Source organism: Scytonema sp. UIC 10036 (genome assembly GCF_009725235.1).
Window position 1 is genome coordinate 1 of record NZ_WJFC01000189.1, and the last position, 25,686, is coordinate 25,686.

Below are 25,686 nucleotides of genomic sequence, written 5' to 3' on the forward strand. Positions count from 1 at the left end.
ATTCAAACAACAAAATCCAAAATACAAAATCCAAAATCCAAAATCCAAAATCAAAAATCCAAAATCCAAAATCCAAAATCCAAAACCCAAAATCCAAAATCCAAAATCCAAAATCCAAAATCCAAAATCCAAAATCCAAAATCCCCAATCCAAAATCCCCAATCCCTAATCGCTATGGTAGGTGATGGTATTAACGATGCCCCTGCTTTGTCTCAGGCAGATGTGGGAATTGCGTTACACTCGGGAACAGATGTTGCAATGGAAACATCTGAAATTGTATTGATGCGCGATCGCTTAACAGATGTGGTTGAATCCATCCAACTTAGCCGAGCCACTTTCAGTAAAATCCGTCAGAACTTATTTTGGGCTTTTGCGTACAACACACTTGGCATTCCTCTAGCGGCTGGTGTTCTGTTACCTAGTTTGGGTTTTGTCTTAAGCCCCTCTGGTGCAGCTGCATTAATGGCTTTTAGTTCCGTAAGCGTAGTTACAAATTCTTTATTGTTAAGACGTTTTGCTCGTTCTGAATGAACTATAACTGTAGAGGTATGATTTGACAGGGTCTTTGTATTAAGGGACTCACAAAAACAATCGAGAGTAGAACATTTCGTTCTACTCTTTTAAGTGGCAATGCAATATAACAGTGTATGTACTATTTAATCATCACTATAGACTATAGTTTAGGGTAATGACAGACAAAAATACTCAACAAATTTTTATCGAGCGCAGTCCATCTGATTTTAGAAACGTGTCAATGACAGCAGAAACTAATGAAAGTCATTTACTGATCGTAGAGGACGACCAAGGACGTAAAGAATTTACTTTAGACCGTCCTACTTATTCTATTGGTAGAGATCGGGAGTGCGATATCCGTCTTGTGTCACAATTTGTCTCGCGACGTCACGCTACTTTGGTTAGGTTGCCGCGTGACGATAAAAAGCGTGGCTACTATTACCGAATTGTCGATGGCGATGCTAAGGGCAAATCCAGTTCCAACGGTTTAATGATTAACGGTCGCAAAATTCCCGCTCACGATCTCAAAAATGAGGATGTGGTTGTTTTTGGCCCGCAGGTTCGTGCCATTTATTACCTATTACGGGATAGTATGCGTTCTACGGGGCAGACAGATGCTAGTGAGTATGATATTACACTAATTAATCCTGGTATGACTGAGGATTTGGAAGACTGATAACTTGAGTGTCAAAAGAAAATTTTGGCTGCTAGCTTGTACGCTCCCTCAAGCATTGTGCTACAAGCTAGCTAAGGGAATTGCTAGCTCGAACGCAAGCGTTTTCAGCACTGAAGCTCTAACCAGCAAGGCTTTCTATAAGATGCCAATGGCGGCATTGTTCTATCTCTTGTTTGATAAACTCAAACATTTGCCGACAGTGATTATCCAGTTGGAGAGGTAGTTCCTCGTTTTTAATCACAATACTCATCCGCGTCTCTGTTTCAGTGGCTGAAGTTTTATCAATCAATGCTTCCACCGTTACTAATTTGGAAAAAGGTACAGTACCAGGAATCTCACGTGCCATTACATAATCAGATGTATAATATTGTACCTCCAAATTACAATCTTGTAGAAGTTCTACCATTAATGGCTGAAGATGGTTGAGAGCAACCGAAAGAACAAATGAACAGGTATAGCGAGCCATAATAGCCCCACGCCTTGCAACACTCCGTCCATCCTATAATATCCAACCACCCAATAGGCAAGTTATTACAGTTTAATTAAAAAGCTAATTCAGAGGGAACAGTAGTAGAGTGGGTACTGCCCACCACCATTCGATGATGTAGGGCAGTGCCCACCCTACCTTTGAGGCAATTTATCTTGCAGTTCAGGAGTAATTGCTAATTACTAGTAAAATAGTGGTCTGGTGAAGACTCGCAGTTAACAGAATGAAAGTAGCGATCGCTGGAGCAACAGGATTTGTGGGTAGTCGTTTGGTAAAACGACTCCAAGCAGAGGGAATGGAAGTGGTTGTTTTAACCCGTAGCGCTTCCTTTGCTCAAAAGATTTTTCCATCTACAGCTTTTCCAAATGTAAAGTTTGTGACATACACTCCCACAGTATCTGGTTCTTGGCAAAGCGCCATTGCTAGTTGTGACGGGGTTGTTAATCTTGCAGGAGAACCTATTGGTGAAGGGCGTTGGACTTTAGAACGCAAACAGGAAATTTTAAACAGTCGCAAGCTTGGGACGCAAAAAATTGTAGAAGCTATAGCTAGCAGTAATCCTAAACCCAAAGTGCTGGTTAATGCCTCAGCAATTGGTTATTATGGGACGAGTGAAACTGCTACTTTTGATGAAACTAGCCCACCAGGTCATGATTTTCTTGCCCAAGTCTGTCAGGCTTGGGAAGCAGAAGCACAAAAAGTCACAGAAGTTGGCGTGCGATTAGTTATTTTACGCTTGGGCATTGTTTTGGGTACTGGTGGTGCCTTGGGTAAAATGATTACTCCATTTAAACTTTTTGCGGGTGGTCCCATTGGCAATGGTCAGCAGTGGTTTTCTTGGATTCATATAGATGATGTTGTTAACTTGATTCTACAGGCTCTAACCAGATCTGATATGCAAGGAGTCTACAATGCAACAGCTCCTGCTCCAGTTCGCATGACAGAACTCAGCACAACTATGGGGCGAGTCATGAATCGCCCCTCTTGGTTACCCGTACCTTCCTTTGCAATAGAAGCCCTGTTAGGAGAAGGCGCAATAGTTGTTCTAGAAGGTCAGCAAGTTCTTCCCAAACGCACTCAAAGCATTGGTTTTCAGTACAATTACCCCTCTGTTGAACCCGCACTAGTGCAAATTTTGAAATAGGGCTAATGGCTAATGGCTAATGGCTAATGGCTAATGGAAAAAAACAATTAGCAGTTAGCAATTAGCAATTAGCTCTTCTGAAATTTCCTAGATACCCAACTGATAATTCCACTGATAAGAGCACCAGCCATTAGGATACCAATAGCTGGATTAAATACGGGTTGCCACAGCTTGTACCATAAATCTAAGCCCAGTGGTACTCCGGTTGCTTGACCGAGCGCTGCCACTGCTAACCATGCAAAGCCAAACAAGACCAGAAATACGTCCGCAATTAGAATAAAGTTGAGCCAGTTTAAAAATTTATCTTTCATAGAAAATTGGGAGATGGTGGTTAGTGGTTAGTGGTTAGTAGTTAGTTGTTCGTCGTTAGTAGTAATTTTGAACCACTAACCACTAACCACTTACAACTACTTAGAAAATAACCAACCTTTAACTTTTATCAAACTTTGCCAATCTGGTTTTCTGCTTAAGCCATCTTCTATGCTGCTTTTGATTTCTTCTTGCCAGTCAGGATTTACAAAGATCAGCTGATGTGCAAAGTCAACGTGCTCGCGCAAACCTTTTTGACCTGTTTCCAACATTGCCACGGCAAGATTGATTCTTGCTTGAGGATCTTGGGGATTTAACTTTACAGCTTTTTGAGCGGCTTTAAATGCTGCCGTCGCTTTATCATTTAACAGATACAGCCACGCCAAGCAAGTCCAAGCAGCGCTATTTTTGGGGGCGCGATCGCAAATTTCTTTAAATACAGGAATTAAAGTCTCTGCTGATTCTCCAGCTTTATAACGTTCTAATCCTGTATCAAAAAGGGTTTCAACTGTTTGAGTCATTTGTCAATAGTCAAGAGTCAGTTGTCAATAGTCATTTGTCAATAGTCAAGAGTCAGTTGTCAATGACACTTGACCAATGACACTTGACCAATGACACTTGACCATAATTACATGCCAAACGATTTACCACAACCACAGGTTTGGTTAGCGTTGGGGTTAGAAAACTGAAAGCCACCACCAATCATGGCATCACTATAATCTAGTATTAAACCATAGAGATATAATAAGCTCTTGCGATCGCATACAATTTTGAAGCCGTCATAATCATAAACTTCATCATGGGGGGTAATTTTGCTGGGGTCTTCAAAATCCATTAAGTAAGACATTCCAGAACAACCGCCTTGACGAACGCCAACCCGCAAGCAGAGGTCTGTACCTTGCTTATCTCGCAAGAACTTCACCTGTTGCAGTGCGGCATCGCTTATCTGAATTCCCTTTTGTTGAGGCTCAATTGCTTGTGTCATACTGTTTGTTTAAACTCCTTAGCATCTTTTAGCTTAACCATACTGCAGCAGAGTGAGAGAATAAAACCTACACACTGCCGCCTAGCGTGGGTTTTTCAGGCATTTTTTGCTTCTATTGTAGCGACATTAGTGTCCGAGATTGGCAAATTGTAAATACTGCGTTAAAAGCAGGCAAAGATTTTTATCCTAGAATTGAGAGATTCGGTGTGTAAAAATTCAATATTTTTGAAATTTATGCTTAGTAACAGTTTTCATCCGCGCTCGCTCTTCGCAAGCTGTACCGAGCCGATCGCTCTTCACAAATAGCCCGGTCTTTTGACTCTGGGTAGTTGTGTGACACCCAAAAATTGATTTCTTTATTATTTTGTTGATGAAATGACTCTATGACAAGTTTTAATCGCTCTACCAGTCGTCGGCTGAAGAAATTAACTCAAATTCCTTCTGTATGGGAGGGCGATCGCCGTCCGTTGTTATCACCGCCAGCCCAAAGCCCAGAAACGGAAGTTAAGGGGGAGTGCATTTTGTGGGTGGACGGCACGCAAGGTATTGTCCGGGGAATGGACGTAGTAGCACCAGAAACGGGTCCCGAAGCAGTTGTTCGTACCTTAATGCGAGCAATGGAGCATCCTCACAGTCCTGCGAAACCTGCTCGTCCCCAAAGAATTGTTGTTAGAGACAGAGAAATTCAATTCTACCTGCGAGGAGTTCTCCAAGATTTAGACATAGCAATAGAATACTCACCAGAATTGCCGTTAATTGACGAATTATTTCGTGGGTTTGCTGAGATTTTGGATAGCCAAGTTCCTGACTTACCCCCACAGTTCGTACAAGTGCTGCGAGAAAAAGCATTTGCGATTTGGCAAGCAGCCCCTTGGGAACTTTTAGAAGAACAGCAAATCCTATCTATTGAGATTAACCAGTGGGATATCGGAACTCTTTATGCCAGCGTTATGGGGATGCTGGGTATGGAATACGGAATTTTACTGTATCGCTCTGAAGAGTCATTAAAGCAGTTTCGAGCCACAGTTTTAAGAGATGATGAATTACAGGGGCATTTAGAAGAAGCTTTTCTCAAGCAAGATTGCCTGTTTCTCACTTTCGAGAGTACTGATGATATAGACGATGAAGATGACGAGTTTTTCGACTTGGCAGATTTGCCACTTTCAGATATAGAACCCACCTTCGGCAATATTCATCCATTAGAAGGGCTGAGATCGGTTTTATACGATGAAGAAGCACTCGTCGTCTTAGTAGCGTTAGAAAGCTTATACCGCTTTATTCGCGACTACCGTCGCCAACTGAGTGATGACACTTTCCCCACCCTCAGCCGTCGTTACCGCATTGCCCTTCCTGAGTCATCAAATGATATCCCAGCAAAGTCAATTCCTGTTGTTGTCTCTACTATGCCACAGTTAACGGAAGAGTTAGAGGAGATAGCAGGTTTCAATCTAGAGGATGATGCTGATTATGGCGATTATGATGATTATGAAGACGATGATGAAGACGATGATGAAGACGATGATGAAACTTCTCTGTTGCACTCATTACGAGATGATGTAATACCAGAAGACTCATTCGTTAGTTTAAGTGTTGTGTCTTGGGAAATTTTGCACGATTTGCAGAAGGGATCGAACTACCATAAGGTTGGGGAAATGACACAAGTTGGTGATGGATTACCCGTGATATTGATCCAAACATCCCGTCCTAAGGCAAAGACTCTAATTGAGAACATCGAACAAGCAGGTGGTTTGAAAGGGATCGGCTTTAATCCGGGTGCAGATCCTTTTGACGACCAAGATTACGATTTAGGTTTATTACAAACTGAAAATGACGAGTTGATTTTGTTTGGTGAGTTTGAGGATGATGACCCCGTACACATAGAAGACCGACAAAAGTGGAATCAGCGATGTAAAAATACTCAGGGATACTGCGGTTTGATTATTGCTAAAGGATTAACGGGATCTTCCCGTGGTAATCCCCAACCACGGGATATGATGGCTTTGTTTGAAGCTCGGTTCCTTTCACCCAAAGATATAGGGATCGGAACTTTGCAACTTATGCCTCAATTGCAGTTTGAGTGATTGAACAAAATGCTTTGCCGTACCCTATCTAAAAATACTTGAAATAAGACAGGATGAAGGATAAAGCAGGAAGGATGAAATTTTTTATCCTTCCGGATCTGTCTGTCGTCTTGTTCTGCAGTTGCCTCAACTGGCAATACTGCAAGGGATCTCGAATTTTTGTCGGTTGGGGAAACCCAATTAAGGCTTGTAAATGTTGGGTTTCGTTCCTCAACCCAACCTACGCATTTTGATTTTCTGTGTCTTGCTTTCATAAAGAGAATTGATATCAGTAATTTTCCTGAAATGTCTTGCTGATTTCGTTTGTGTATTTCGATTTCGCTCTCACTCTTTGCTAACAAGTAGCGTTTGTTAATATTAAGTTGAACTGGGTTTGAGCAACCGTAGAAATTCTGATTAATGACAAGCAACTTAATTCATGAAGATAAGTAAAAAAAATTTCAATACTTGTTTCAAGGTTGTAAAAATTTCATAAACAATCGTAGATAAAGAAGATTTAATTTTTTTTACAAATATTGTAAAGAGTAAGTAAAGTTTTAAAAACTTTAATAAAAGGATATACAATGTGGTAATTAGACAACTTAATTTGTACGTTATTATGGCAATTTATGATATTTATTATGGATAAGTAAGAAACCTTCTAAAAGAAGAAGTTGTGCTGAAATCTTTCTTGAAAGATTTGTCTTTTTCGATACAATATGCCTATCAACTATTGACTGGTAATTGTTATGAATGTGTGACCGTGTAACAAAAAAGTACTTGTCTGGTGTGTTGCTATCGATTTTAAATGAAGAAGAAACGCAGTAAGACTCTCACAAGCCCTAAATATTTTTTGTTGGCTCCACCATAACCTAGCGTCTAGATGCCATACTTCCGGGTTGATGGCATATCTTTTTTTTACAAGGTGTTCGGCTGAATACTGTTAACTCATTCCAAAAATGTATCAAGGCTCACATTACTGAAATCTGTCAGCTGCTTGACAGAAGGTTTTGTCATCAAATTTATACAATTTCTTCATCAAGCAAAGACACCCTGTTGCTAACTTTATTCCATTGGCAGCAGGTATACTTTATTCTCACACTTCCTTAGAGCATTTAATTGTTGTATTCTCTATACTCTATCGAAAAATGAAGCATACATTCACAAAACCAAACAAAGTTTTTAGTCTTTACCAAATTACTTGTTTCCTGGCAAAAACTCTGATAAGTTATCCTTTTCATCTCTAGTTTGTTCCCTTTGATGATGTTAATAACCAGCAAATACAACAATAAAATGACAAATAAAAAATGGGCTGTAAAACGTATCACTGTCAATTTAGCAACCCAGGAGGCAGAAAAACTGGAAAAGTATTGTCGTCAGACTGGTAGACCTGCCACAGACGTGATTCGGGAGCTTATCCGAGCCTTGCCAGTTAACGATGACTCCAAGGATGTTACTAACAACTAATACAAAACTCGTTAACAGTTAACGCTCAACGCTTAACGGTCAACTGTTAACACCAGTTGGTACGAGTCACAAATTCCGACACCAACCCAGTTACAATTTGTAAAGAAACTGAGAAGGAAAAACGGAATGCGTGTTGCAATCATAGGTGCGGGACTTGCTGGACTAGCAACCGCTGTAGATCTAGCTGATGCTGGCTGTGAAATCCACATTTTTGAGTCCCGCCCGTTTGTTGGAGGAAAGGTTAGCAGTTGGGTTGATGGCAATGGCAACCATATTGAAATGGGGTTGCACGTCTTTTTTGGCAACTACTATCAACTGTTGGAATTGATGAAAAAAGTGGGAGCGCAGAATAACTTGCGTCCAAAAGCTCATACCCACACTTTCATCAATAAAGGGGGAAAAACAGGAGAACTGGATTTTCGCTTTTTTATAGGTGCGCCTATCAACGGATTAAAGGCGTTTTTTACGACTTCCCAACTTTCAATCTTAGATAAGTTACAAAACGCAGTAGCTTTGGGAACTAGCCCGATAGTGAGGGGTTTAGTTGACTTTAATGGCGCAATGCAGAACATTCGCGATTTGGATAAAGTCAGCTTTGCCGATTGGTTCCGCAGTCACGGTGGTAGCGAGGGTAGCATCAAGCGGATGTGGAACCCCATTGCCTACGCCCTTGGGTTTATTGACTGCGAGAATATTTCCGCCCGTTGTATGTTGACTATTTTCCAGTTATTTGCTGTAAGGACAGAAGCGTCAAAATTACAGATGCTGGAAGGTTCTCCCTATGAATACTTACATAAACCAATAGTAGAATACATAGAAGCTAGGGGGACGAAGATTTATACGCGCCGTCAAGTGCGAGAAATCAAGTTTGCTGAGGAAGGAGAAAACATACGTGTCACTGGTTTGGTAGTAGCAAATGGTGATACAGAAGAATTAGTGACTGCTGATGCCTATGTTGCTGCTTGTGATATTCCAGGAATTCAGCGCGTGTTGCCTGAATCATGGCGCAAGTGGTCTTTTTTCGATAATATATACAAATTGGATGCAGTGCCAGTGGCAACTGTTCAACTGCGTTTTGACGGCTGGGTTACGGAATTAAACGATGCAAATAAACGCAAACAGCTAAAGCACGCAGCAGGAATTGACAATCTGCTCTATACAGCAGATGCTGATTTTTCTTGTTTTGCGGATTTGGCTTTGACTAGCCCTGCGGATTATTACCGAGAAGGACAAGGATCTTTGTTACAACTTGTGCTGACACCGGGAGATCCTTTTATTAAACAAAGTAATGAAGCGATCGCAGCCCACGTTCTCAAGCAAGTACACGAGTTATTTCCCTCATCACGAGAGTTAAACATGACCTGGTATAACGTGGTCAAACTCGCACAGTCGCTCTACCGAGAAGCACCGGGAATGGATATTTATCGTCCAGGGCAAAAGACGCCTATTCCTAACTTCTTTCTTGCAGGGAGTTATACGCAGCAAGATTATATCGATAGTATGGAAGGTGCTACACTTTCAGGCAAGCGTGCAGCAAAAGCGATTTTGGAGACTGTGAAAAAATAAACCGCAAAGAGAAGGGCGTACACAAAGAATGGCAGATTGGTTAGAACACAGCGTGCAGGTAGAAGTCGAGGCTCCCATTGATTTAGTATGGGGTCTCTGGGCTGATTTGGAACAGATGCCACGCTGGATGAAGTGGATTGAGTCTGTTAAGGTTCCGCCGGATAATCCAGATATATCTTTGTGGACATTGAACACTGGTGGTTTGGAATTTACTTGGAAATCTCGGATTCTCAAAGTTGTTCCAAACCAAATCATTCAATGGGAATCTGTGGATGGGTTACCAAATCGGGGAGCAGTGCGTTTTTACGATCGCCACGGAAGCAGTATTGTTAAACTTTCTGTTGCCTATGCTATCCCCGGTATTCTTGGGAAAATCATGGATAATTTGTTTTTAGGGCGAGCCGTCGAATCGACTCTAAAAGCGAATATGGAACGCTTTAGAGAATATGCAATCAAGGAGAAAGTTTAATGGCTAATTGCTAATTGCTAATGGCTAATGGCTAATGGCTAATTGCTAACCTGTATCAAAAGCGATCGCCTCAAACTCAGGTGATAGTATAGTTCATTGTTACTAAAACTGAGTTAGAGTGAACCAAAATCAACCACAAGAGTATCAACCATCGCTTTCTGGTGCAGGTGGTAATTGGCAAGTTATTGATGAAGTTGTTGACCCAAAGGTGGTTCAACAACAAGGGGATTTATCTTGCGGAGTTGCCAGTGGAGAAATGCTTCTAGCAGACCGTGGAATAAATATAGAGCAAAGGGAAATTGAGAATTTAACAGGAGTACCAGTCAGTGCTCAAGAATTAGCAAATGCTCTTAATATGCTTGATACTCTTAACGAGCGACCATGGAGAGGAGGTCCTTTGAATCTTCCTGGAGCAACTGATTTTCAACTACTAGAGGTCTTAAATAGTACAGGTTCATGGGCTGCTATACTTTGGGAAACTGGTGTAGGAATAGGTCATATGGTCATTGTTGACGGTATTGATGATACACAATGTATTTTGATTCGCGACCCTTGGGAAGGCACAAGATATAGAATGACAAAAGATGACTTTCTTAAACATTGGACTCACCATGGAGTTTACCGGAGGATAACATGAACGTAAAAGTACTTTCTATTGAACCCACCCAGGAATTTAAAACTTTTTATGTCACAGTTGTCATTGGTGAAGATATATGTCAATTTACAATGACAGTTGAAACAGATACCATTGCTAATCAAAACATTCAAATTCTAAACAGCGATGAAAATTTTTTAAAGACATTTCAATTTAACCAAAAACTAGCTGCAGATATATCGAATTTGGTTTTTCTAGTTTACAATCATCAACCTATTAAATTACCTGTGGATATGGGAGAGCTTTCTTCAGCGGCATAAAATCAGCTTTGCTTTAGTAGAAACAGCAACGATGATTCATAAAGATGTGGTTGTGATGTTTCAAACCCTAGGGTAGTACTGTTATAAGACATGAAATTTCAAATAATTACAATTATTGAGGTAACTTCAGAAAAAAGAACATTCACAGTGGTGGTATTAGTAGGAGAAAAACAGCATAAATTTACGATGAAAGTAGAATCAGTAAGAGTTGCTAATCAAGAGATTCAAGTCACTAATGGAGATGATAGTTTCTCAGAATTTTTCCGATTTAACCAAATAGGAGCTAATGGTATATGTAAACTTGTTGCCCAAGTTTATAACCATGAATTTGTTGAATTACCAGCGTATATAGGAGACTGGAGTTTAGACTAAGCAGCAAGAAATGACCCAGCAGTTGTCAGGGTCTGGTCATAAAACAGCCATTAGCCATTAGCCATTAGCCATTAGCAATTACCAAGTAGGATCGCTAAACAAATTAATCGTCAACTGTTCGCGCTCCGGGGGAATTGCACTAATACAAGCGCGGATAGTATCTCCATCTTCGATATCTACAGCGCAAGCAAAACATGACCCCATCAGACAACCAGTGGGAATGAATACACCAGCTCGATCTGCAACATCAAGCAGTGGTTCTCCCACTTCAGCATCGACTGTGACATTATCAGGTAAAAAGCGGACGCGAACAGTCATGGCAACTACCTTAGGACAAAAACGCTGTTAAGTCTAAATGGCGTTCAACTTCTATGGAAAGGGAGTCTAGAATGCCTTCCCTTTGTTCTCGGTAGTTGGCAACGCCGGTAGGTAAAGATTTTAATCCCCTTTGTTGGCGCAGGCGATTTAACCAAGCGCGTCGCCAGGGACCGTTGTCAAATATACCGTGGAGATAAGTTCCCCAAACTGATAGACAACTATCTACCAACCCTAAATTAGCATCATCAAACAGGGGATGGTATGCTTGAGGGTCTACTCCTTGAGTTTCTGTACGCGATCGCCCTTGATGAATTTCAAACCCAACAACGGGTAAGCCCATTTGCGGATAGTTTGATGTCACTTGTCGTTGGCGAGCGACTTTTTGTCCTGTAATGACAGTTTTAATGGGTAGTAAATTCAATCCTTGGTATCTACCCGCTTGTCCTTCTATCCCTTCTGGATCTGCAATCATTTGACCGAGTATTTGATACCCTCCACAGATACCCAAAACTGTACCCCCGGCGGCGGCATAGTGCTGAATTGCTTCTGCCATACCGCTTTTTTGCAGTATTAACAAATCGGGAATTGTGGTTTTTGTACCAGGGATAATGACTGCATCGGGATGTCCCAAATCTTGCTTGGGGCTTAAGTATTTGACTGTAACTGTAGGTTCCGATTCTAAAGGGTCAAAATCTGTAAAGTTAGAAATTCTGGGTAAGCGGACAACACTAACATTAAGTTCCGTGTTCGATTTCACCACCCTGCGATCTAGCAAATCAAGGGAATCTTCAGCAGGGTATATATGTTCTAGATAAGGAATCACGCCTATAACAGGGATACCAGTCCGTTCCTCCAACCACTTTATCCCCGGTTCGAGAAGCGATCGCTGCCCTCGGAACTTGTTAATAACTATACCTTTAATTAATGCGCGTTCATCTGGTTCCAATAATTCCAGAGTTCCTACAACATGGGCAAAAGCACCACCTCTGTCAATGTCCACAACTAATATAGCGGACGCATTTAAATGCTTTGCCACCCGCATATTAGTTAAATCGCGATGTTTGAGATTAATTTCTGCTGGACTTCCCGCACCTTCACAAACGAGTAAATCAAATTCTGTACTTAAGTGCTGTAAAGATTCTTCAATTGCCCGCCACCCAACATCAAAATATTGTTCGTAGTAATCTGATGCATTCACTCTACCCATATACTTGCCCTTAATAATGACTTGAGAAGTCATATCTCCTTGGGGCTTTAATAATATTGGGTTCATTTCTACCCAAGGCACAACACCAGCTGCCCATGCCTGCACTGCTTGAGCGTAACCAATTTCGCCACCATTTGGGGTCACATACGCATTTAAAGCCATATTTTGACCTTTAAAGGGAGCCACTCGCCAGCCACGGCGTGACAACATACGACAAATAGCCGCAGTTAACAATGATTTTCCTGCGTGAGATGTTGTCCCCAATACCATAATTGCTTTCATATGTCAACAGTCAATAGTAAATGGTTAATAGTCAATGGTCAATAGTCAATAATCAATGGTCACCTGACTCTGACTATTGACTAAACACCAATACAGTCGGGTAGCAATAATAAAGACTTCATGAAAGAAGTTACAGCTTCCGTACTTATTGTTCCCTTTTACCCCAAATAATTAACAGTAACCAATTGTCATTGGTCATTGGTCACTAGTCACTGGTCACTGTACTACAAGGGTAGCTTTAACCAACGAATTGCCGCATTGTAAAAGCGATCGCTCCATGAGGGAGTTCGCCAAGGTTTCTGGTGGCTTTGTTCTACTAACTGACGACCTAACGGGGTCAGGCGGAAGCTATCTGTAATTCCCTGACCATCCACTTCTCGGCGCAATACACCCACTTGAATCAGCCATACCAGGTCATTATCTGCAGACAATTCTGATGTATAACGTTTTGTAAAGCCCTGTTGGACACCTATACTACCAATCATCTCACTTAGTGCCACACTGCGAGAGAGCATTGTTTCAAACAACTTCAGATGAAAGGGAGAACACACGAGCGCTCTCTCTGCTCGTTCTAGGGTTTTACGAGGATAGGTAAAGATTTTTGGGCTTGGGGAATTGGCAACAGGCATTCTTGCTCTCTCGATCTATTTTCTTTACTGAGAGATATCTAATGGCTGCAACACAAGCAGCACTAGACTACTAGTTTAAGACATACTCATGTTTTATCTTACTACACCTAAACGCCTTGCTTTCATTTGTAGACAAACCAAGTGCGATTGTACTTCTACCTTCTTAATAAAAAAGACATAAAATTTGTTACAATGACCCCTGAAGCGGAAAAATAACCTCTGTATTTAGGAGCAACACTAAAATTATGCCTTTAGCAGTTGGTAACGATGCACCGAACTTTACCGTTAAAGACACAAACGGCAACACCGTTTCATTGTCTGATTTCAAGGGCAAAACAGTGGTTTTATATTTCTATCCCAAAGATGACACCCCAGGTTGCACCAAGCAAGCTTGCAGTTTTAGGGATGCCAAGGACGACTATCAGGGCAAAGACGTGGTAGTTTTGGGAGTTAGTGTGGATGATGAAGCCTCCCATCAGGCATTCACCCAAAAATACAATCTGAATTTCCCACTACTTGCTGACACCCAAAAAACTCTCGTTAATGCTTACGATGTCGATGGTGGCGGTTATGCCAAACGCGTTACCTACGTTATAGATGGTAACGGTAAAATTATTCACGTTGATTCTAGTGTAAATACAGCCACCCATGCCAGCGATGTTTTGGCTGCGTTAGGGTTGTAAAAATCAAAGTAAAGACGCGCCATGGCGCGTCTCTACAAAGTCTCTTGCTAAATATTGTTGTTCTATCTCCCCGTCACTGGTCACTGATTACCAGTTACTGGACGGACAGGTTGGTTTTGTTGTTGTATCCCTTGCTGCTGTAGCATTTGTTCCTGTTTTTTCCTAAATGCCGCAGTTGCGTCGTTTAGTTGTTGGTCTTGTTGTTGAGCATCCCAAGTAGTACTGCCTTGATTAAACCGATGAATGAGATCGAAAAGACCCATACTATCGACTTCATCGGAACGGGGTCCCAATGGATCGTTACCCCGCTGTGGATCGAGATCTTGCAAAATACTTCTTCCGGTATCAGCTAGGGTAGGCTGTTGCCCTAGTAAGGTGGCAAAGCTTATTCCTGCGATCGCAATCGCCTTTAGCAGCCCTTTTATTGGTAAAGACAGCGTTTTCATAACTTAAGTATAAAGTATGAAGTATGAAAGATAAAGAATGACATATGAAGGATTGGTATTGTATCCTTTATCCTTCATACTTTTTATCTTATGCCAGAGTTTGTCGCAATCGGGGTTGAATACTCAATAGTGCGACAATAGCGAAGCCAAACAATACAAGTATTGCACTTCCAAAGGTAACATCACCCCAGAAAGCGTGCATAACAACACTGTTCAAGCCCCAATCTTTATGGACGTATAAATAGCGAATTGGTTCAATAGCGTAACTGAGGGGATTCAAAGCAGCGACAACTTGTAACCATCCCGGCATAAATGATAAAGGAGCCAAGGCGGTACTGGCAAATAATAGTGGTAGATTGCTGACAAAAATAACTGCAATCAGTTCAATGTGTCCGGGTAACGCAAAAGCCAAACCCAAGCTGATGGCAGTTACACCCAATGCAAGCAGGAAGACAATTAAGGTGATAACTCCCAACCCTGCTACATCAGGCACGCCCGCACCAAGAAAAGCCGAAACAGTCACGATCGCGGCTGCTTGTATCAAACTTTGGCTAATGATAAAGATTGCTGAAGCTAAAACGATGGAAAACCGAGAGGCTAGGGGTGCAACTAACAACCGATTCAAAAAACCAAATTCCCGGTCAAACATCACAGGTAAACCGGCATTTAGTGCTCCCGCAAAGGCTGTAAAAACAATAACACCCGCACTTAGAAATTGACCGTAATTTGTGGTATTGCCAAAAATACCTTTTGGTGCATTTTGAAATAACGCGCCAAACAATACCAACCACATCACTGGCTGAATAATTCCTGCAACCAAAGTTGAGGGACGTCTAGTCAGCTGAATAAACAGGCGACGAGTTAAAGCCAGTGTTTCTTGAACAAATTCGTTGAACACATTAGGAGACGCATCGGCATAACTTTGAGGTGATGCGACTTCTAGCCAGTTGATATCTGATTTTGGAGGTAAGACAGTCCACTCATGATATTTGGATTTTGGATTTGGGATTTTGGATTGAGGATTTTGGATTTGGGATTTTGGATTGAGGATTTTGGATTTGGATTTGGGATTTTGGATTGAGGATTTTAGATTTGGGATTGAGGATTTGGATTGAGGATTTGGGATTTTGGATTGGGGATTGAGGATTTGGGATTGGGATTAGCGATCGCCCCTGCTTCCCTGTCTTCCTTGTTCCCTTGCTTCCTTGTCTTCCTTGTCTCCCTTGTCCCATTCATCTCATACCCTGCTTGCGTTCAGCTTTTGGATCGCGAGCTGCAACGGCTGCAAGTTCTGCATCCATTAGGGTTCTTCCTGTCGCTGCTAGGTAGACATCATCTAAGCTTGGACGAGATTGGGCTATACCAAAAATGGGTAATCCAGAAGAATTTAGGGATTGCTGAATGGTAATTAACGCATCTTGTTGCGGTGTTACTACTAAGTTAAGGGAGTTCCCTTGAGCGCTGTTGACAATCACTTCTTGAACAAAAGGTAGCGATTGTAGTAATTCTTTGGCAGTATTTGCTTCTTCAATGGGCGAAAATTCACGGATGCGTAAAGTAATGCGATCGCCTCCTACCCTATCTTTTAATTCAGATGGTGTTCCAGTCGCAATGACCACACCTCTGTCAATAATTGCCACGCGATCGGCTAAAGCGTCAACTTCTTCCAGATAATGGCTGGTAATCACTACCGTGGTTCCCGCTTGGCGTAACTTTCGCAGGAAATCCCATACCACAAAACGGCTTTCAATATCCAGTCCTACTGTTGGTTCATCCAAAACCAAGACATCTGGTGCGTGGAGTAATCCTGCGGCTAAATCCAAACGCTTGCGTAAACCGCCTGAGTAAGTGCCGGTCTTTTTATCGGCGTATTCCTGCAAACCAAGTAATTCAAGCACTGTGTTTATGCGCTGCTTGGCAACTGTACCCGGTAGATGATAAAGTGCAGCTTGCAATTGTAAGAGTTCTCTTCCTGTCAGAACTTTATCTGGTGCAACTTCCTGAGCAACGTAACCCAAGCGCTTCCTTGCCATTCTGGGATTTTTTAGTACAGAAATACCAGAAACTTCAAGATTTCCAGCATCGGGAGTAGTGAGAGTACACAAAGAACGCAAAGTCGTTGTTTTCCCCGCACCATTGGGACCAAGCAAACCAAAAATCTCGCCCGGTTCTACCTTAAAGGAAACGTCCTTAACGGCGACCACCGTGCCGTAGCTTTTTTTTAAATTTTCAATTAAAACGGCGGGAGCCATGACAGCTTGTCCTAACTATACAATTCTCAACAAACACTATCTCTATTGTAGTTGAGTACCGTGAGGCAAGGTTTTTCTTAAGGAAATAACAACAGTGAGCAGTAACCAGTGACCAGTGACAGTACACGGCTCTCGTTCCCAGCCTCCGCCTGGGAATGCATGGATCGAGGCTCCGCCTCAACTTTGTGACCTCACATCTTGCACCTCTCAGTACAAACCCAGGGAATGTAAAAAGCTTCGTGATAAAGCTACCTGATTTTTGTGAGTTTTTATCATTAAATCAAGGGTTTACAGTCAATACTGAGTAACTAATTTACATAATTTTTCTTGGAGCAAGATGGAATGACCAGATGTGGAGGTAGCCCCGATGACGTAGAAAAAACTTTTGCATTGCTGTATTTTTAAAGAAATTCCCAACTACGCAAATTAGAAAATCGGGAGAAACTGACAATGGGTTCTAAAAAAGCGATCGCCTTGTTTCTTTCTTTAGGTTTAGCAGCTACCGTAAGTGCATGTAGCGGTGCAACTGAAAGTGGTGGTGAAGGCGGTGAAGGCGGTCAAACTACAGCCCCAACGACTCAACCAACTCCAACTTCTACAGAAGGCGGTGAAGGTGGCGAAGGCGGTGAAGGTGGCGAAGGTGGTGAAGGCGGCGAAGGTAAATAATTAAGTTAATGGGCAAAGAGCGATGGAGATTAGGAATTAGTCTTTTTCCCTACTCCCTACTCCCCACTCCCTGCTCCCTATTTTCAAACTAGCTTATGATTCTTTGCATTGATAATGTTCTCACTTCTGACGAACTAGATTTTCTAGTTTCAAAGCTAAAGGACGCTGAATTTATTGATGGGAAAAACACAGCAGGATGGCATGCTAAGTTAGTCAAGAATAATATGCAGTTGCCAAACAATGCGATCGCGCAAGAGATGAGAGGAATTGTTACACAAGCACTAAAACGCGATCGTTTGTTCCAAGCAACAGTCAGACCAAAAATTATTCAACCCATCATATTTAGTTGTTATAAACCAGGTATGTACTACGGTTCCCATACTGATAATGCACTGATGGGGGATGAAAGTTTTACGCGTTCTGATGTATCATTTACTCTGTTTCTCAGCCCTGCGTCAAGTTATACAGGTGGAGAATTAGTCATTGATACATCTTTGGGAGAGCAAGCTTTTAAACTAGATGCAGGTTCGATGATTGTTTATCCATCTTCAACGCTACATCGAGTAGAAACAGTCACTGAAGGTATAAGACTCGCAGCTATATCTTGGGTACAAAGTCTCATTCGCGATTCTGCAGAACGAGAGATTTTATTTGATTTAGAGACTGTTCGGCAAGCTATGTTTCAGAAGTATGGTAAAACACCAGAGTTTGATTTAATTAGCAAAACTCATGCCAATCTACTTCGGAAATGGGCTGATGTGTAAATAATATATCCTAATACTGCATAGATTCTGCTTAAAAATACGAAAATACGTAGGTTGGGTTGAGGAACGAAACCCAACATTTACTATTAGAAATTTTTGGAAAACATCAATGAAATTAAATTCTCGGAAAATTCATCGAAAAATAGCTCCCATTCTTTTTCTACCCCTATTAGCAAGTGCTTTAACTGGAATTGCCTATCGTGTTGGAAGATATTGGTTTAATATACCGAATCAAGTAGCCAATTTTTTTATGGTGATTCATCAAGGAGAATATCTCGGTCAACCACTTGTACCTATTTACGTGCTGTTAGTTGGTTTGGGGCTAATAGGTATGATTGTGACTGGTTTGAGCATGACCAAATTGTTTGGGAAAAATCGCCCTTCACCAAAGTCATCAAAGCTTGATTTTCGCAAGATTCATCGCATTCTCGCACCCATTACGTTTTTACCCTTAACTGTCAGTGCATTAACAGGAATTATGTATAGATTGGGTAGAAACTGGTTTGGTATGCCTAACGAACAAACCGCACTTCTTTTGAGGATTCATCAAGGGACATATTTGGGTCCGCACCTCAGAGTATTGTACGTGATTTTAATTGGTTTGGGGTTAGTTGCAATGCTAATTACGGGAATTAATTTGACTGGAATATTTCGCAAATCAGTGACCAGTGACCAGTGACCATTGTGCGGGACTGTCTTCACTCCTTCGCATCCAATCATGAGGTCGAGGCGGAGCCTCTAGATCTGCATTCCCAGGCGGAGCCTGGGAACGAGAGGGGTCTGGATCGCTGGTTACTGGTCACTGGTCACTGGTCACTGGTCACTGTTACAGCGATTCTTCTCTCTGCAGGAATAAATTTCATCTATACTAAGCTACGGTAAATTCTTATAAGAAATCGTTACATAGTTTCATAGAATAGTAATATTCCCTTATAAGTATTTTTGCTCAACGCCATGATATTGGATGGATTTCCTTGGCTGACCGCGATTGTCCTGTTGCCACTCGTTGCTTCCATGCTCATCCCCTTGTTGCCTGATAAAGACGGCAAACAGGTGCGATGGTATGCCCTGGGCGTGGGGATCGCGGATTTGATATTAATGTGCTACGTCTTTTGGAAGCATTATGATGCGAGCAGTGCGACTTTTCAACTTGTGGAGAAATATGCCTGGTTACCTCAAATAGGTTTGAGTTGGGCAGTTTCAGTCGATGGAATATCTGTTCCCCTCGTGCTGCTAGCAGGGCTGGTAACGACACTTTCAATGTTTGCTGCATGGCAAGTTAATCTAAAGTCCCGCCTGTTTTATTTTTTGATGCTGGTGCTATATGCAGCACAAATTGGGGTGTTTGTTGCCCAAGATATTTTGCTGTTCTTTATTATGTGGGAACTGGAACTAGTTCCTGTCTACCTGCTTGTTTCTATTTGGGGTGGTCAAAAACGCCGCTATGCTGCTACTAAGTTCCTACTCTATACTGCCGCTGCTTCAATTTTTATTTTAGTGGCAGGGCTGGCAATGGCTCTTCATGGAGATAATTTGACCTTCGATATAGTTGAACTTGGTGCGAAAAATTATCCTCTGGCTTTAGAACTTTTACTTTACGCGGGTTTGTTGATTGCTTTTGGTGTCAAGCTGGCAATTTTCCCCTTGCACACCTGGTTACCTGATGCACACGGTGAAGCTTCTGCTCCTGTATCGATGATTTTGGCTGGAGTCTTGCTCAAAATGGGTGGATACGGCTTGATTCGTCTCAATTTGGAGTTGCTGACAGATGCTCACATTTACTTTGCTCCCGTGCTAGCAACTCTGGGTGTCATCAATATTATTTACGGCGCTTTGAACTCTTTTGCCCAAAATAATATGAAGCGTCGGCTCGCCTATTCGTCAGTTTCTCACATGGGATTTGTGTTGTTGGGTATTGCTTCCTTCACGGATGTGGGAGTGAGTGGTGCAATGCTGCAAATGCTGTCCCACGGTTTGATTGCTGCAGTGTTATTCTTCCTAGCTGGCATCACCTACGATCGCACTCACACTATGGCGATGGAAAATATGGGTGGGATTGCTCAAGCTATGCCCAAAGTATTTGCTTTGTTTACAGCTGGTGCAATGGCTTCGCTGGCTTTACCGGGAATGAGCGGCTTTGTGAGCGAACTTCAAGTCTTTGTGGGTGTGACTACCAGCGACATTTACAGTCCAACCTTCTGTACTGTGATGGTGTTCTTAGCTGCAGTGGGAGTTATCTTGACGCCAATCTATTTGCTTTCCATGTTAAAGCAGGTATTTTATGGCACTGGGGCAAAACTCATCTGTGATGTTAACAATGCAGGAGTGGAGAACCAGGAGGATGAAGGAACAGCTTGCTTTGGTACAGACTGTCTTTTGCCTGCTGAGTCGGTATATAGCGATGCCAAACCCCGTGAAATGTTTATCGCTGCCTGCTTTCTAGTATTGATTATTGGCATTGGCGTCTACCCCAAGTTGGCTACGCAATTGTACGATATAAAGACTGTTGCAGTAAACACTCAGGTACGTCAATCTTATGTCCAAATTGCTCAAGAGAATCCCCGCATCTACGCAAAAGAATTCTTTTCTCCAGGTTTTGGGGAGCCTGAAATAGCAACTGTTTCGAGCATTGTTAAGTGAAAGTATCCTTGTGCAGTCCCAATACTTGTCGGTTAAGCTAAAAATTCAAATTTAAGGTAGGTTGGGTTGAGGAACGAAACCCAACACTTATCAGGATTTGTTGGGTTTCGTTCCTCAACCCAACCTACAAAAACGCTTATCCGAGCAGTATTGTGTGCCGTCAAGCCAAAACCTTCTCCACCAATTCTGGAATCTGAGAAGGGCGTTCAGCGACTGGAACCCTTGTGCGAGAAAAAGCTGATAATTTGCTTTTTGCCGTTCCAAAATCAGGATCGCGTCCGATCGCAGCTGCTAAAGTCCCAGTTTGACGCCATTGCTTGACTGGTGGTGCTTGTGTTCCTGCAATATAGGCAATCACTGGTTTGTCGATGGCTTCAGCAATGTAATGGGCTGCTGCTTCTTCACGACCTCCACCAGGTTGTCCAACTAATACGATCGCCTTGGTTGCTTCATCCTCATCTAAGATTTCCAGCCATTGTAAAAAAGACGAACCAACGATCGCATCACTACCAATGCTCACGCTTAGTGATTGTCCCAACCCTGCGTGAGTTAATTCCCTAGCCACTTCATAAGTCAGAGTCGTGCTGCGACTGAGAATTCCTACCGAACCGGGGATATAAAATTCGCTTGGTTGAGTCCCTAAGAGAATTTTTCCCGGTACGATAATCCCAGGGCTGTTGGGTCCTACCACTATGGTTTCTGTTGCCTCAGCTTTACGAAGAAGTTGTACCATGTCGAGTGGTGGTACACCCGGAGAGATAATAATCAGTTGGCCGATACCAGATGCGATCGCTTCTAACGCTGCATCTAAAACTTGGTATGGATGTACGCAAATAATCGTTGTATCAATGACTCCATATTGTTCTACGACCTCCTCAACCAAGTCATAGACTGGCAAACCGTATATTTCCTGTCCACCACATCCTGCATCGACACCTGCTACCACATTTGTGCCGTATGCTTTCATTTGTGTCACATGAGTGACTGTAATGTACTCGCAAAATCCTTGGATTAATACTTTGCTTTCTGGTGTCAGATTCATTTTTTCAGTATCTTCTATGTGTAGTCGTTGGCTTGGCAAAACGGACCGCTTCTGCTACTGCTTCATCTAAACTTTCTACCACTACCATAGGTGTATCACCTGGGGTTTTTAAATTTGCTAGATATTCTCTAGCTGTCTTGAACTCAGAACCAGCAAGACGCAAAACCAAGCGGGGAAAATGATTGTCCCGACGATTTTTGCTACCGTTAGACCTGATTAATTGTGGCTTAAATGTGTTGGTGCTATTTTCTACAAAGTTTCCAATGATATCTATAACTTCTCCACTTTGAGGAATGCTACCTAGAAAATTAATCAGTATCACATGAATACTTTTGTCAACAGCCAAGCTGTTTAATGCTTTCTCCAAACGATCTGTAAAAGTTGTCGGTAAGGTATCGGTCACGGAAGCATGGCGAAGATTGAGACAAACACTTGGTTTACCACCAGCATTCACGACTAAATCTAAAGTCGCCATCACCGAACCTGCACCATTACCTAAAATTGCGATTTTCCCGTGCATTTCTACAACATCCCAATCCCCCATGTTCCTTGCTATCTCTCTGTTGGTACGGCGGTTGGCTATTTTAGTAGCAATTTCGGCAATATCTGGATGACGCCCAATGGCTCGTTCATTGACGCTTACACTCCCATTAAGAGCCATAATTTGACCGGAAGCACTCACTCCCAAGGGGCTAATTTCAATCAAATCCAGGTCTTTGTCTATAAACAATTGGTACATTTTTTCTACCACAGCGCTGACTGACTGCATTAACGCGCCTTGCAAGCCCATTTTTAGTGCCAATCGTCGGGCATAAAATGGAGAAAATTCCCCGTCAACAACAACGTGTCGCATCTTGTCTCCTGCTGATTCCCAATCCCAATCAACATCAGGCTCCGTACAACCTAATAGGATGGGTCTGCAAACAGCAGTGTCCACTACCACAGCTAAGTACAACTCCTGTTCGGCATCATACTTTGCTTCTGCCAGTAACACTTCTGGTAACTCACCAAAGATTGGCAGATTAAAGATGTGTTGGGCGGCGGCGATCGCATCAATTGTTGTTTCTACAAATCTGACCCCGCCTGCTTTTGCTCGTCCGCCCGCATGCACCTGGGACTTCAACACAACAGGATAGCTAATTTTTAACCGTTTTAGGTCTGTGGGATGGTCAATTCGTTGCGATGGCAATACAGGAATGCCGATTTCCGAAAACCATTCTTTAACCTGATACTCTAACAAATCCATTGACCTACACCTTTTTTGCCACATTTTTAGGGTTGCTGCGCTTGAGCCTAAAACATCAAGCACTGCACTCTGACTCAGCAGTTCTATTTAGATATAAATACTTATTGACAATATCAATTTTATGGAATCTAGTAAACGTTCTTTAGACCATCCTATAAGCAAATCTGTTGTTAAGGTTAAAATATCAACATTTGTAGTGGTTGACCCTTAATTATGACACAGACGCTTGGTTTCAATAGAAAGCAAGCATATCAGTGTTTTTAATTATATAGAAAAATTTCTTTAGGGAAATTAAATGGATTGATAAGATGAGTAAATTTGCTCATATCCCCGAATTGAGAATTCGGGGATACAGCAGCCCTTCACGATTCTTTTTTCCAACTGTTGTTAGTTTGGACCAAAAGATTGGAATACTACACTTAGGGTGTTTTGCTCAGGTTGAGTGGGATGCTTAAAAACTATTTTTATTTTAAGTAAGAATTACGAATTTATGTTAGAAAATTGTCCACTTCTATTTATAACGATGGTTGGTTAAGCTGTGTATACTTATTCAAAAAACGAAACCCGTGCATCTAGCACTTTCGATAAAAAAAACATAAAAGAGCAGGATGGGTCTATGAAAGTAGCGGCCCAACAAGAAGATTTACAATTCTTAGCGCAAATTTTACAGGAACAGTTACGTGCAGAAGTTCCATCTGGCGACTTATTTCAGGTTAAGTGTGCTGTCAAAGATGACCAGTTAATGATTTTAGCTCAACACTCTGTAGGTGTGATGGCTAATACAGAAACAGTATTTGCTGTGTTAGAAGAAGCACTACAATCCCTACCAGGTCATCAAGAACAGCAGGTCGAACTTTTCCTAAGAGTTGTTGGACAAAAACTGCCGTATACCAAACGTTCTCTCACACTAAGAACACCTGCAACATACAATCCATTTGAAGTTGAAGAAATTGAAGAACCGGAAGATATCGAATTAGAGGACATCAGAACGCCGAGATCTCAAAATTTTCACGACATAGAGATTGAAGAAGACACTCACCCGCAATCTTTTTCCTCAAGCTCTGGCGAACTGTCTATCAACGCTGGGGAATCTGGCAGTTTTTCTTCGTCTTTTCTGAACGCCTCACTCCCAGAGGTATCTGATGAGGATGAACCATACGATCCAATGGCAGATGCTCCGGATTTGTCTACTTATTCATCATCAAAGCCAGCTCGGAAAATCAAGCCTGTTTTGGTAGGCGCTGCTCTTGCAGTCATTGCTATATTAGGTGGTGCTACTTACTTCTTAACTCGTCCTTGCTCTATCTTGGAGTGTCAAGAAATACAAGCGGCAAGGGAGTTACAAAAGTCATTAGATCGACTGAAGCTCAATGCTCGGTCTGAAACAGAATTACCAAAAATGCAACAGCAACTAGAAGAAACAAGTATATCTTTAAAAGGAATTCCTTTTTGGTCACCCTATCATCAAGAAGCCGAAAAATTTTCAACCAGTTTTTTTGGAGAGTCTGAAAAAGTTAACCAGGTAATTAAAGCATTTGAAATGGGGTCAATAGCTTTACAAAAAAGTAAAACCCCAGCAACTAGTATGCAGGAGTTGCAAGCCAGACAGAACTTATGGCGACAGGCGATCGCATCGCTAGAAGTCATTAATTCCAATAGCGAACTCTATAAATTAGTACAACCTAAATTACTAATTTATCGCTCTCATTTAAAAGTTGTGAAGCAGCAATTGCTTGCAGAAGAAAAATGGATCGAAAAGCTAGCTGCAGCCAAAGCTGTGGCTGTGGAGGCTTCCAAACGAGATGCGACTGCTAAAACTTTACAAGAATTACAAAAAGTTCAAGCAACTTGGCAAGTGGCAGTGAATGCGTTGGCAGGGATTCCACCTAAGAGTACTGTGTACAAAGAATCGCAGAAGCTCTTAGGAGAATATAAACCCTACTTAGCTGCAGCACGGATTCATGCAACCAGAGAATTATTAGCAGCTAAAACTTACAATCAATCTGTGACTTCAGCCAACCTTGCTAAAAGATACGAACAACAAAATCAATGGCAAGCGGCTGTCACTTATTGGAATCAAGCTGTAAACTCTGCCAAGCAAGTGACTAGTGAGAGTATGTATTATACTCAGGCACAAGCTTTAGTAGCACCGTACTCTGCTGCCCTCAAGCAAGCGCAAGATAAATTACAAACTATTAGTTTGATGCAAAGAACCCGTACAGACTTAAACAGAACCTGTTACAGTACAATTCGCATCTGCGATTATAAGGTGGAAAAACAAGGAATTACTGTTCAGTTGACGCCAGAGTATCAACAAATGCTACAAAGTAGCGTCACAAATGCGAGTGATGGAAGCACTACTGATGCGGCTGCAAGCAATCAAAGCTCTACGGACACTGCTACAAACGCATCTGAGTACTTACAAAAGTTGCAGCAAACATTGGATATTATCAGCGACAACGTTAGCTTACCCCTAATTATTTACGATGTTCAAGGCAATGCGATTTACGTACACAATCCAGGAGAATAGGGGGTAGGGGGTAGGGCG

At 42.0% G+C, this 25,686-nt stretch carries 29 protein-coding genes; 16 read left to right on the forward strand and 13 right to left on the reverse strand.

Features of this window, described 5'->3' with window-relative positions; translation table 11 throughout:
* Both F7734_RS48500 and F7734_RS48505 read left to right on the forward strand, forming a co-directional pair.
* A partial coding sequence (locus F7734_RS48500; protein ID WP_243147481.1) for an HAD-IC family P-type ATPase occupies window positions 1-531 on the forward strand: 531 nt, incomplete at its 5' end.
* A gap of 157 nt (window positions 532-688) precedes the next feature.
* Window positions 689-1,189, forward strand: coding sequence for an FHA domain-containing protein (locus F7734_RS48505; protein WP_155751490.1), 501 nt, complete (start codon window positions 689-691; stop codon window positions 1,187-1,189).
* A 118-nt stretch (window positions 1,190-1,307) separates the two neighbouring features.
* On the opposite strand, the gene F7734_RS48510 is transcribed toward F7734_RS48505, so the two are convergent.
* Window positions 1,308-1,655, reverse strand: a complete 348-nt coding sequence (locus F7734_RS48510) for a hypothetical protein (RefSeq protein ID WP_155751491.1) — start codon at window positions 1,653-1,655, stop codon at window positions 1,308-1,310.
* A gap of 244 nt (window positions 1,656-1,899) precedes the next feature.
* Between F7734_RS48510 and F7734_RS48515 the strand changes: the two genes are divergently transcribed.
* Window positions 1,900-2,820: a TIGR01777 family oxidoreductase gene (locus F7734_RS48515; protein ID WP_155751492.1), complete on the forward strand. Its 921-nt coding sequence runs from the start codon at window positions 1,900-1,902 to the stop codon at window positions 2,818-2,820.
* 68 nt (window positions 2,821-2,888) lie between these two features.
* On the opposite strand, the gene F7734_RS48520 is transcribed toward F7734_RS48515, so the two are convergent.
* The 3 genes from F7734_RS48520 to F7734_RS48530 all read right to left on the reverse strand — a co-directional run bounded on the left by F7734_RS48520 (window position 2,889) and on the right by F7734_RS48530 (window position 4,114).
* Window positions 2,889-3,131: a hypothetical protein gene (locus F7734_RS48520; protein ID WP_155751493.1), complete on the reverse strand. Its 243-nt coding sequence runs from the start codon at window positions 3,129-3,131 to the stop codon at window positions 2,889-2,891.
* A 96-nt stretch (window positions 3,132-3,227) separates the two neighbouring features.
* On the reverse strand, window positions 3,228-3,650 hold the full coding sequence (locus tag F7734_RS48525) for a tetratricopeptide repeat protein (RefSeq protein WP_155751494.1): 423 nt from the start codon (window positions 3,648-3,650) through the stop codon (window positions 3,228-3,230).
* Between the two features lie 107 nt (window positions 3,651-3,757).
* Window positions 3,758-4,114, reverse strand: a complete 357-nt coding sequence (locus F7734_RS48530) for an iron-sulfur cluster assembly accessory protein (RefSeq protein WP_155751495.1) — start codon at window positions 4,112-4,114, stop codon at window positions 3,758-3,760.
* 383 nt (window positions 4,115-4,497) lie between these two features.
* On the opposite strand from F7734_RS48530, the gene F7734_RS48535 reads away from it, so the two are divergent.
* The 7 genes from F7734_RS48535 (at window position 4,498) to F7734_RS48565 (ending at window position 10,963) form a co-directional block, all read left to right on the forward strand.
* Window positions 4,498-6,195: a hypothetical protein gene (locus F7734_RS48535; RefSeq protein WP_155751496.1), complete on the forward strand. Its 1,698-nt coding sequence runs from the start codon at window positions 4,498-4,500 to the stop codon at window positions 6,193-6,195.
* Between the two features lie 1,272 nt (window positions 6,196-7,467).
* On the forward strand, window positions 7,468-7,641 hold the full coding sequence (locus F7734_RS48540) for a ribbon-helix-helix protein, CopG family (protein WP_038083275.1): 174 nt from the start codon (window positions 7,468-7,470) through the stop codon (window positions 7,639-7,641).
* Between the two features lie 126 nt (window positions 7,642-7,767).
* Window positions 7,768-9,207 carry a 9,9'-di-cis-zeta-carotene desaturase gene (gene zds, locus F7734_RS48545; protein ID WP_155751497.1) on the forward strand — a complete coding sequence of 480 codons (1,440 nt, stop codon included), beginning with the start codon at window positions 7,768-7,770 and terminating at the stop codon, window positions 9,205-9,207.
* A gap of 28 nt (window positions 9,208-9,235) precedes the next feature.
* Complete coding sequence (locus F7734_RS48550) at window positions 9,236-9,676, forward strand: SRPBCC family protein (RefSeq protein ID WP_155751498.1); 441 nt, start codon at window positions 9,236-9,238, stop codon at window positions 9,674-9,676.
* 118 nt (window positions 9,677-9,794) lie between these two features.
* Window positions 9,795-10,313: a papain-like cysteine protease family protein gene (locus tag F7734_RS48555; RefSeq protein ID WP_166482619.1), complete on the forward strand. Its 519-nt coding sequence runs from the start codon at window positions 9,795-9,797 to the stop codon at window positions 10,311-10,313.
* Entirely contained in the window at window positions 10,310-10,591 is a 282-nt protein-coding gene (locus F7734_RS48560) for a hypothetical protein (RefSeq protein WP_155751499.1), read from the forward strand. Before F7734_RS48555 ends, F7734_RS48560 begins: the two co-directional genes overlap by 4 nt.
* A 90-nt stretch (window positions 10,592-10,681) precedes the next feature.
* Window positions 10,682-10,963 (forward strand): hypothetical protein, encoded by a 282-nt coding sequence (locus F7734_RS48565; RefSeq protein ID WP_155751500.1) that lies wholly within the window; start codon window positions 10,682-10,684, stop codon window positions 10,961-10,963.
* Window positions 10,964-11,041: 78 nt separating this feature from the next.
* On the opposite strand, the gene F7734_RS48570 is transcribed toward F7734_RS48565, so the two are convergent.
* The 3 genes from F7734_RS48570 to F7734_RS48580 form a co-directional block, all read right to left on the reverse strand.
* Entirely contained in the window at window positions 11,042-11,281 is a 240-nt protein-coding gene (locus F7734_RS48570) for a 2Fe-2S iron-sulfur cluster-binding protein (RefSeq protein WP_155751501.1), read from the reverse strand.
* Between the two features lie 10 nt (window positions 11,282-11,291).
* Window positions 11,292-12,770 carry a cobyric acid synthase CobQ gene (gene cobQ / locus F7734_RS48575; protein WP_155751502.1) on the reverse strand — a complete coding sequence of 493 codons (1,479 nt, stop codon included), beginning with the start codon at window positions 12,768-12,770 and terminating at the stop codon, window positions 11,292-11,294.
* A gap of 224 nt (window positions 12,771-12,994) precedes the next feature.
* Entirely contained in the window at window positions 12,995-13,399 is a 405-nt protein-coding gene (locus F7734_RS48580) for an Npun_F0494 family protein (protein ID WP_155751503.1), read from the reverse strand.
* 245 nt (window positions 13,400-13,644) lie between these two features.
* Here F7734_RS48580 and F7734_RS48585 point away from each other — a divergent pair, with 245 nt between their 5' ends.
* On the forward strand, window positions 13,645-14,082 hold the full coding sequence (locus F7734_RS48585; protein ID WP_155751504.1) for a peroxiredoxin: 438 nt from the start codon (window positions 13,645-13,647) through the stop codon (window positions 14,080-14,082).
* Window positions 14,083-14,162: 80 nt separating this feature from the next.
* Here F7734_RS48585 and F7734_RS48590 read toward each other — a convergent pair whose 3' ends face one another.
* From F7734_RS48590 to F7734_RS48605, 4 genes are all read right to left on the reverse strand, one after another.
* Window positions 14,163-14,528, reverse strand: a complete 366-nt coding sequence (locus tag F7734_RS48590; RefSeq protein WP_155751505.1) for a hypothetical protein — start codon at window positions 14,526-14,528, stop codon at window positions 14,163-14,165.
* An 88-nt stretch (window positions 14,529-14,616) separates the two neighbouring features.
* Complete coding sequence (locus F7734_RS48595; RefSeq protein ID WP_166482620.1) at window positions 14,617-15,537, reverse strand: ABC transporter permease; 921 nt, start codon at window positions 15,535-15,537, stop codon at window positions 14,617-14,619.
* A 77-nt stretch (window positions 15,538-15,614) separates the two neighbouring features.
* Window positions 15,615-15,764 carry a hypothetical protein gene (locus F7734_RS48600; RefSeq protein WP_155751506.1) on the reverse strand — a complete coding sequence of 50 codons (150 nt, stop codon included), beginning with the start codon at window positions 15,762-15,764 and terminating at the stop codon, window positions 15,615-15,617.
* Window positions 15,761-16,780 (reverse strand): ABC transporter ATP-binding protein, encoded by a 1,020-nt coding sequence (locus tag F7734_RS48605; RefSeq protein WP_155751507.1) that lies wholly within the window; start codon window positions 16,778-16,780, stop codon window positions 15,761-15,763. The genes F7734_RS48600 and F7734_RS48605 overlap by 4 nt, the downstream gene beginning before the upstream one ends.
* Window positions 16,781-17,230: 450 nt before the next feature.
* On the opposite strand from F7734_RS48605, the gene F7734_RS48610 reads away from it, so the two are divergent.
* The 4 genes from F7734_RS48610 (at window position 17,231) to F7734_RS48625 (ending at window position 20,850) form a co-directional block, all read left to right on the forward strand.
* Complete coding sequence (locus F7734_RS48610) at window positions 17,231-17,446, forward strand: hypothetical protein (protein ID WP_155751508.1); 216 nt, start codon at window positions 17,231-17,233, stop codon at window positions 17,444-17,446.
* A 95-nt stretch (window positions 17,447-17,541) separates the two neighbouring features.
* The gene (locus F7734_RS48615) at window positions 17,542-18,210 is read left to right on the forward strand and encodes a Fe2+-dependent dioxygenase (RefSeq protein WP_155751509.1); all 669 of its coding nucleotides are present in this window, start codon (window positions 17,542-17,544) and stop codon (window positions 18,208-18,210) included.
* Between the two features lie 109 nt (window positions 18,211-18,319).
* Entirely contained in the window at window positions 18,320-18,889 is a 570-nt protein-coding gene (locus F7734_RS48620) for a PepSY domain-containing protein (protein WP_155751510.1), read from the forward strand.
* 275 nt (window positions 18,890-19,164) lie between these two features.
* On the forward strand, window positions 19,165-20,850 hold the full coding sequence (locus F7734_RS48625; RefSeq protein WP_155751511.1) for an NAD(P)H-quinone oxidoreductase subunit 4: 1,686 nt from the start codon (window positions 19,165-19,167) through the stop codon (window positions 20,848-20,850).
* A gap of 160 nt (window positions 20,851-21,010) precedes the next feature.
* Here the strand turns inward: F7734_RS48625 and F7734_RS48630 are convergent, their stop codons facing one another.
* Window positions 21,011-21,892: a CoA-binding protein gene (locus F7734_RS48630; protein ID WP_155751512.1), complete on the reverse strand. Its 882-nt coding sequence runs from the start codon at window positions 21,890-21,892 to the stop codon at window positions 21,011-21,013.
* Window positions 21,893-21,896: 4 nt separating this feature from the next.
* Window positions 21,897-23,138, reverse strand: a complete 1,242-nt coding sequence (locus F7734_RS48635) for a succinate--CoA ligase subunit beta (RefSeq protein WP_155751513.1) — start codon at window positions 23,136-23,138, stop codon at window positions 21,897-21,899.
* Between the two features lie 616 nt (window positions 23,139-23,754).
* Between F7734_RS48635 and F7734_RS48640 the strand changes: the two genes are divergently transcribed.
* Window positions 23,755-25,668 carry a hypothetical protein gene (locus tag F7734_RS48640; protein WP_155751514.1) on the forward strand — a complete coding sequence of 638 codons (1,914 nt, stop codon included), beginning with the start codon at window positions 23,755-23,757 and terminating at the stop codon, window positions 25,666-25,668.
* Window positions 25,669-25,686 lie beyond the last annotated feature (18 nt).

Bases quoted from the DNA above. Each gene is read 5' to 3' on its own strand.
- F7734_RS48515 (WP_155751492.1), top strand. From the start codon at position 1,900: ATGAAAGTAGCGATCGCTGGAGCAACAGGATTTGTGGGTAGTCGTTTG.
- cobQ (WP_155751502.1), bottom strand. From the start codon at position 12,770: ATGAAAGCAATTATGGTATTGGGGACAACATCTCACGCAGGAAAATCA.
- F7734_RS48510 (WP_155751491.1), bottom strand. From the start codon at position 1,655: ATGGCTCGCTATACCTGTTCATTTGTTCTTTCGGTTGCTCTCAACCAT.
- F7734_RS48605 (WP_155751507.1), bottom strand. From the start codon at position 16,780: ATGGCTCCCGCCGTTTTAATTGAAAATTTAAAAAAAAGCTACGGCACG.
- F7734_RS48630 (WP_155751512.1), bottom strand. From the start codon at position 21,892: ATGAATCTGACACCAGAAAGCAAAGTATTAATCCAAGGATTTTGCGAG.
- F7734_RS48615 (WP_155751509.1), top strand. From the start codon at position 17,542: ATGATTCTTTGCATTGATAATGTTCTCACTTCTGACGAACTAGATTTT.
- F7734_RS48550 (WP_155751498.1), top strand. From the start codon at position 9,236: ATGGCAGATTGGTTAGAACACAGCGTGCAGGTAGAAGTCGAGGCTCCC.
- F7734_RS48565 (WP_155751500.1), top strand. From the start codon at position 10,682: ATGAAATTTCAAATAATTACAATTATTGAGGTAACTTCAGAAAAAAGA.
- F7734_RS48525 (WP_155751494.1), bottom strand. From the start codon at position 3,650: ATGACTCAAACAGTTGAAACCCTTTTTGATACAGGATTAGAACGTTAT.
- F7734_RS48590 (WP_155751505.1), bottom strand. From the start codon at position 14,528: ATGAAAACGCTGTCTTTACCAATAAAAGGGCTGCTAAAGGCGATTGCG.
- F7734_RS48560 (WP_155751499.1), top strand. From the start codon at position 10,310: ATGAACGTAAAAGTACTTTCTATTGAACCCACCCAGGAATTTAAAACT.
- F7734_RS48640 (WP_155751514.1), top strand. From the start codon at position 23,755: ATGAAAGTAGCGGCCCAACAAGAAGATTTACAATTCTTAGCGCAAATT.
- F7734_RS48600 (WP_155751506.1), bottom strand. From the start codon at position 15,764: ATGAATGGGACAAGGGAGACAAGGAAGACAAGGAAGCAAGGGAACAAG.
- F7734_RS48505 (WP_155751490.1), top strand. From the start codon at position 689: ATGACAGACAAAAATACTCAACAAATTTTTATCGAGCGCAGTCCATCT.
- F7734_RS48580 (WP_155751503.1), bottom strand. From the start codon at position 13,399: ATGCCTGTTGCCAATTCCCCAAGCCCAAAAATCTTTACCTATCCTCGT.
- F7734_RS48585 (WP_155751504.1), top strand. From the start codon at position 13,645: ATGCCTTTAGCAGTTGGTAACGATGCACCGAACTTTACCGTTAAAGAC.
- F7734_RS48625 (WP_155751511.1), top strand. From the start codon at position 19,165: ATGATATTGGATGGATTTCCTTGGCTGACCGCGATTGTCCTGTTGCCA.
- F7734_RS48610 (WP_155751508.1), top strand. From the start codon at position 17,231: ATGGGTTCTAAAAAAGCGATCGCCTTGTTTCTTTCTTTAGGTTTAGCA.
- F7734_RS48535 (WP_155751496.1), top strand. From the start codon at position 4,498: ATGACAAGTTTTAATCGCTCTACCAGTCGTCGGCTGAAGAAATTAACT.
- F7734_RS48620 (WP_155751510.1), top strand. From the start codon at position 18,320: ATGAAATTAAATTCTCGGAAAATTCATCGAAAAATAGCTCCCATTCTT.
- zds (WP_155751497.1), top strand. From the start codon at position 7,768: ATGCGTGTTGCAATCATAGGTGCGGGACTTGCTGGACTAGCAACCGCT.
- F7734_RS48540 (WP_038083275.1), top strand. From the start codon at position 7,468: ATGACAAATAAAAAATGGGCTGTAAAACGTATCACTGTCAATTTAGCA.
- F7734_RS48520 (WP_155751493.1), bottom strand. From the start codon at position 3,131: ATGAAAGATAAATTTTTAAACTGGCTCAACTTTATTCTAATTGCGGAC.
- F7734_RS48570 (WP_155751501.1), bottom strand. From the start codon at position 11,281: ATGACTGTTCGCGTCCGCTTTTTACCTGATAATGTCACAGTCGATGCT.
- F7734_RS48635 (WP_155751513.1), bottom strand. From the start codon at position 23,138: ATGGATTTGTTAGAGTATCAGGTTAAAGAATGGTTTTCGGAAATCGGC.
- F7734_RS48530 (WP_155751495.1), bottom strand. From the start codon at position 4,114: ATGACACAAGCAATTGAGCCTCAACAAAAGGGAATTCAGATAAGCGAT.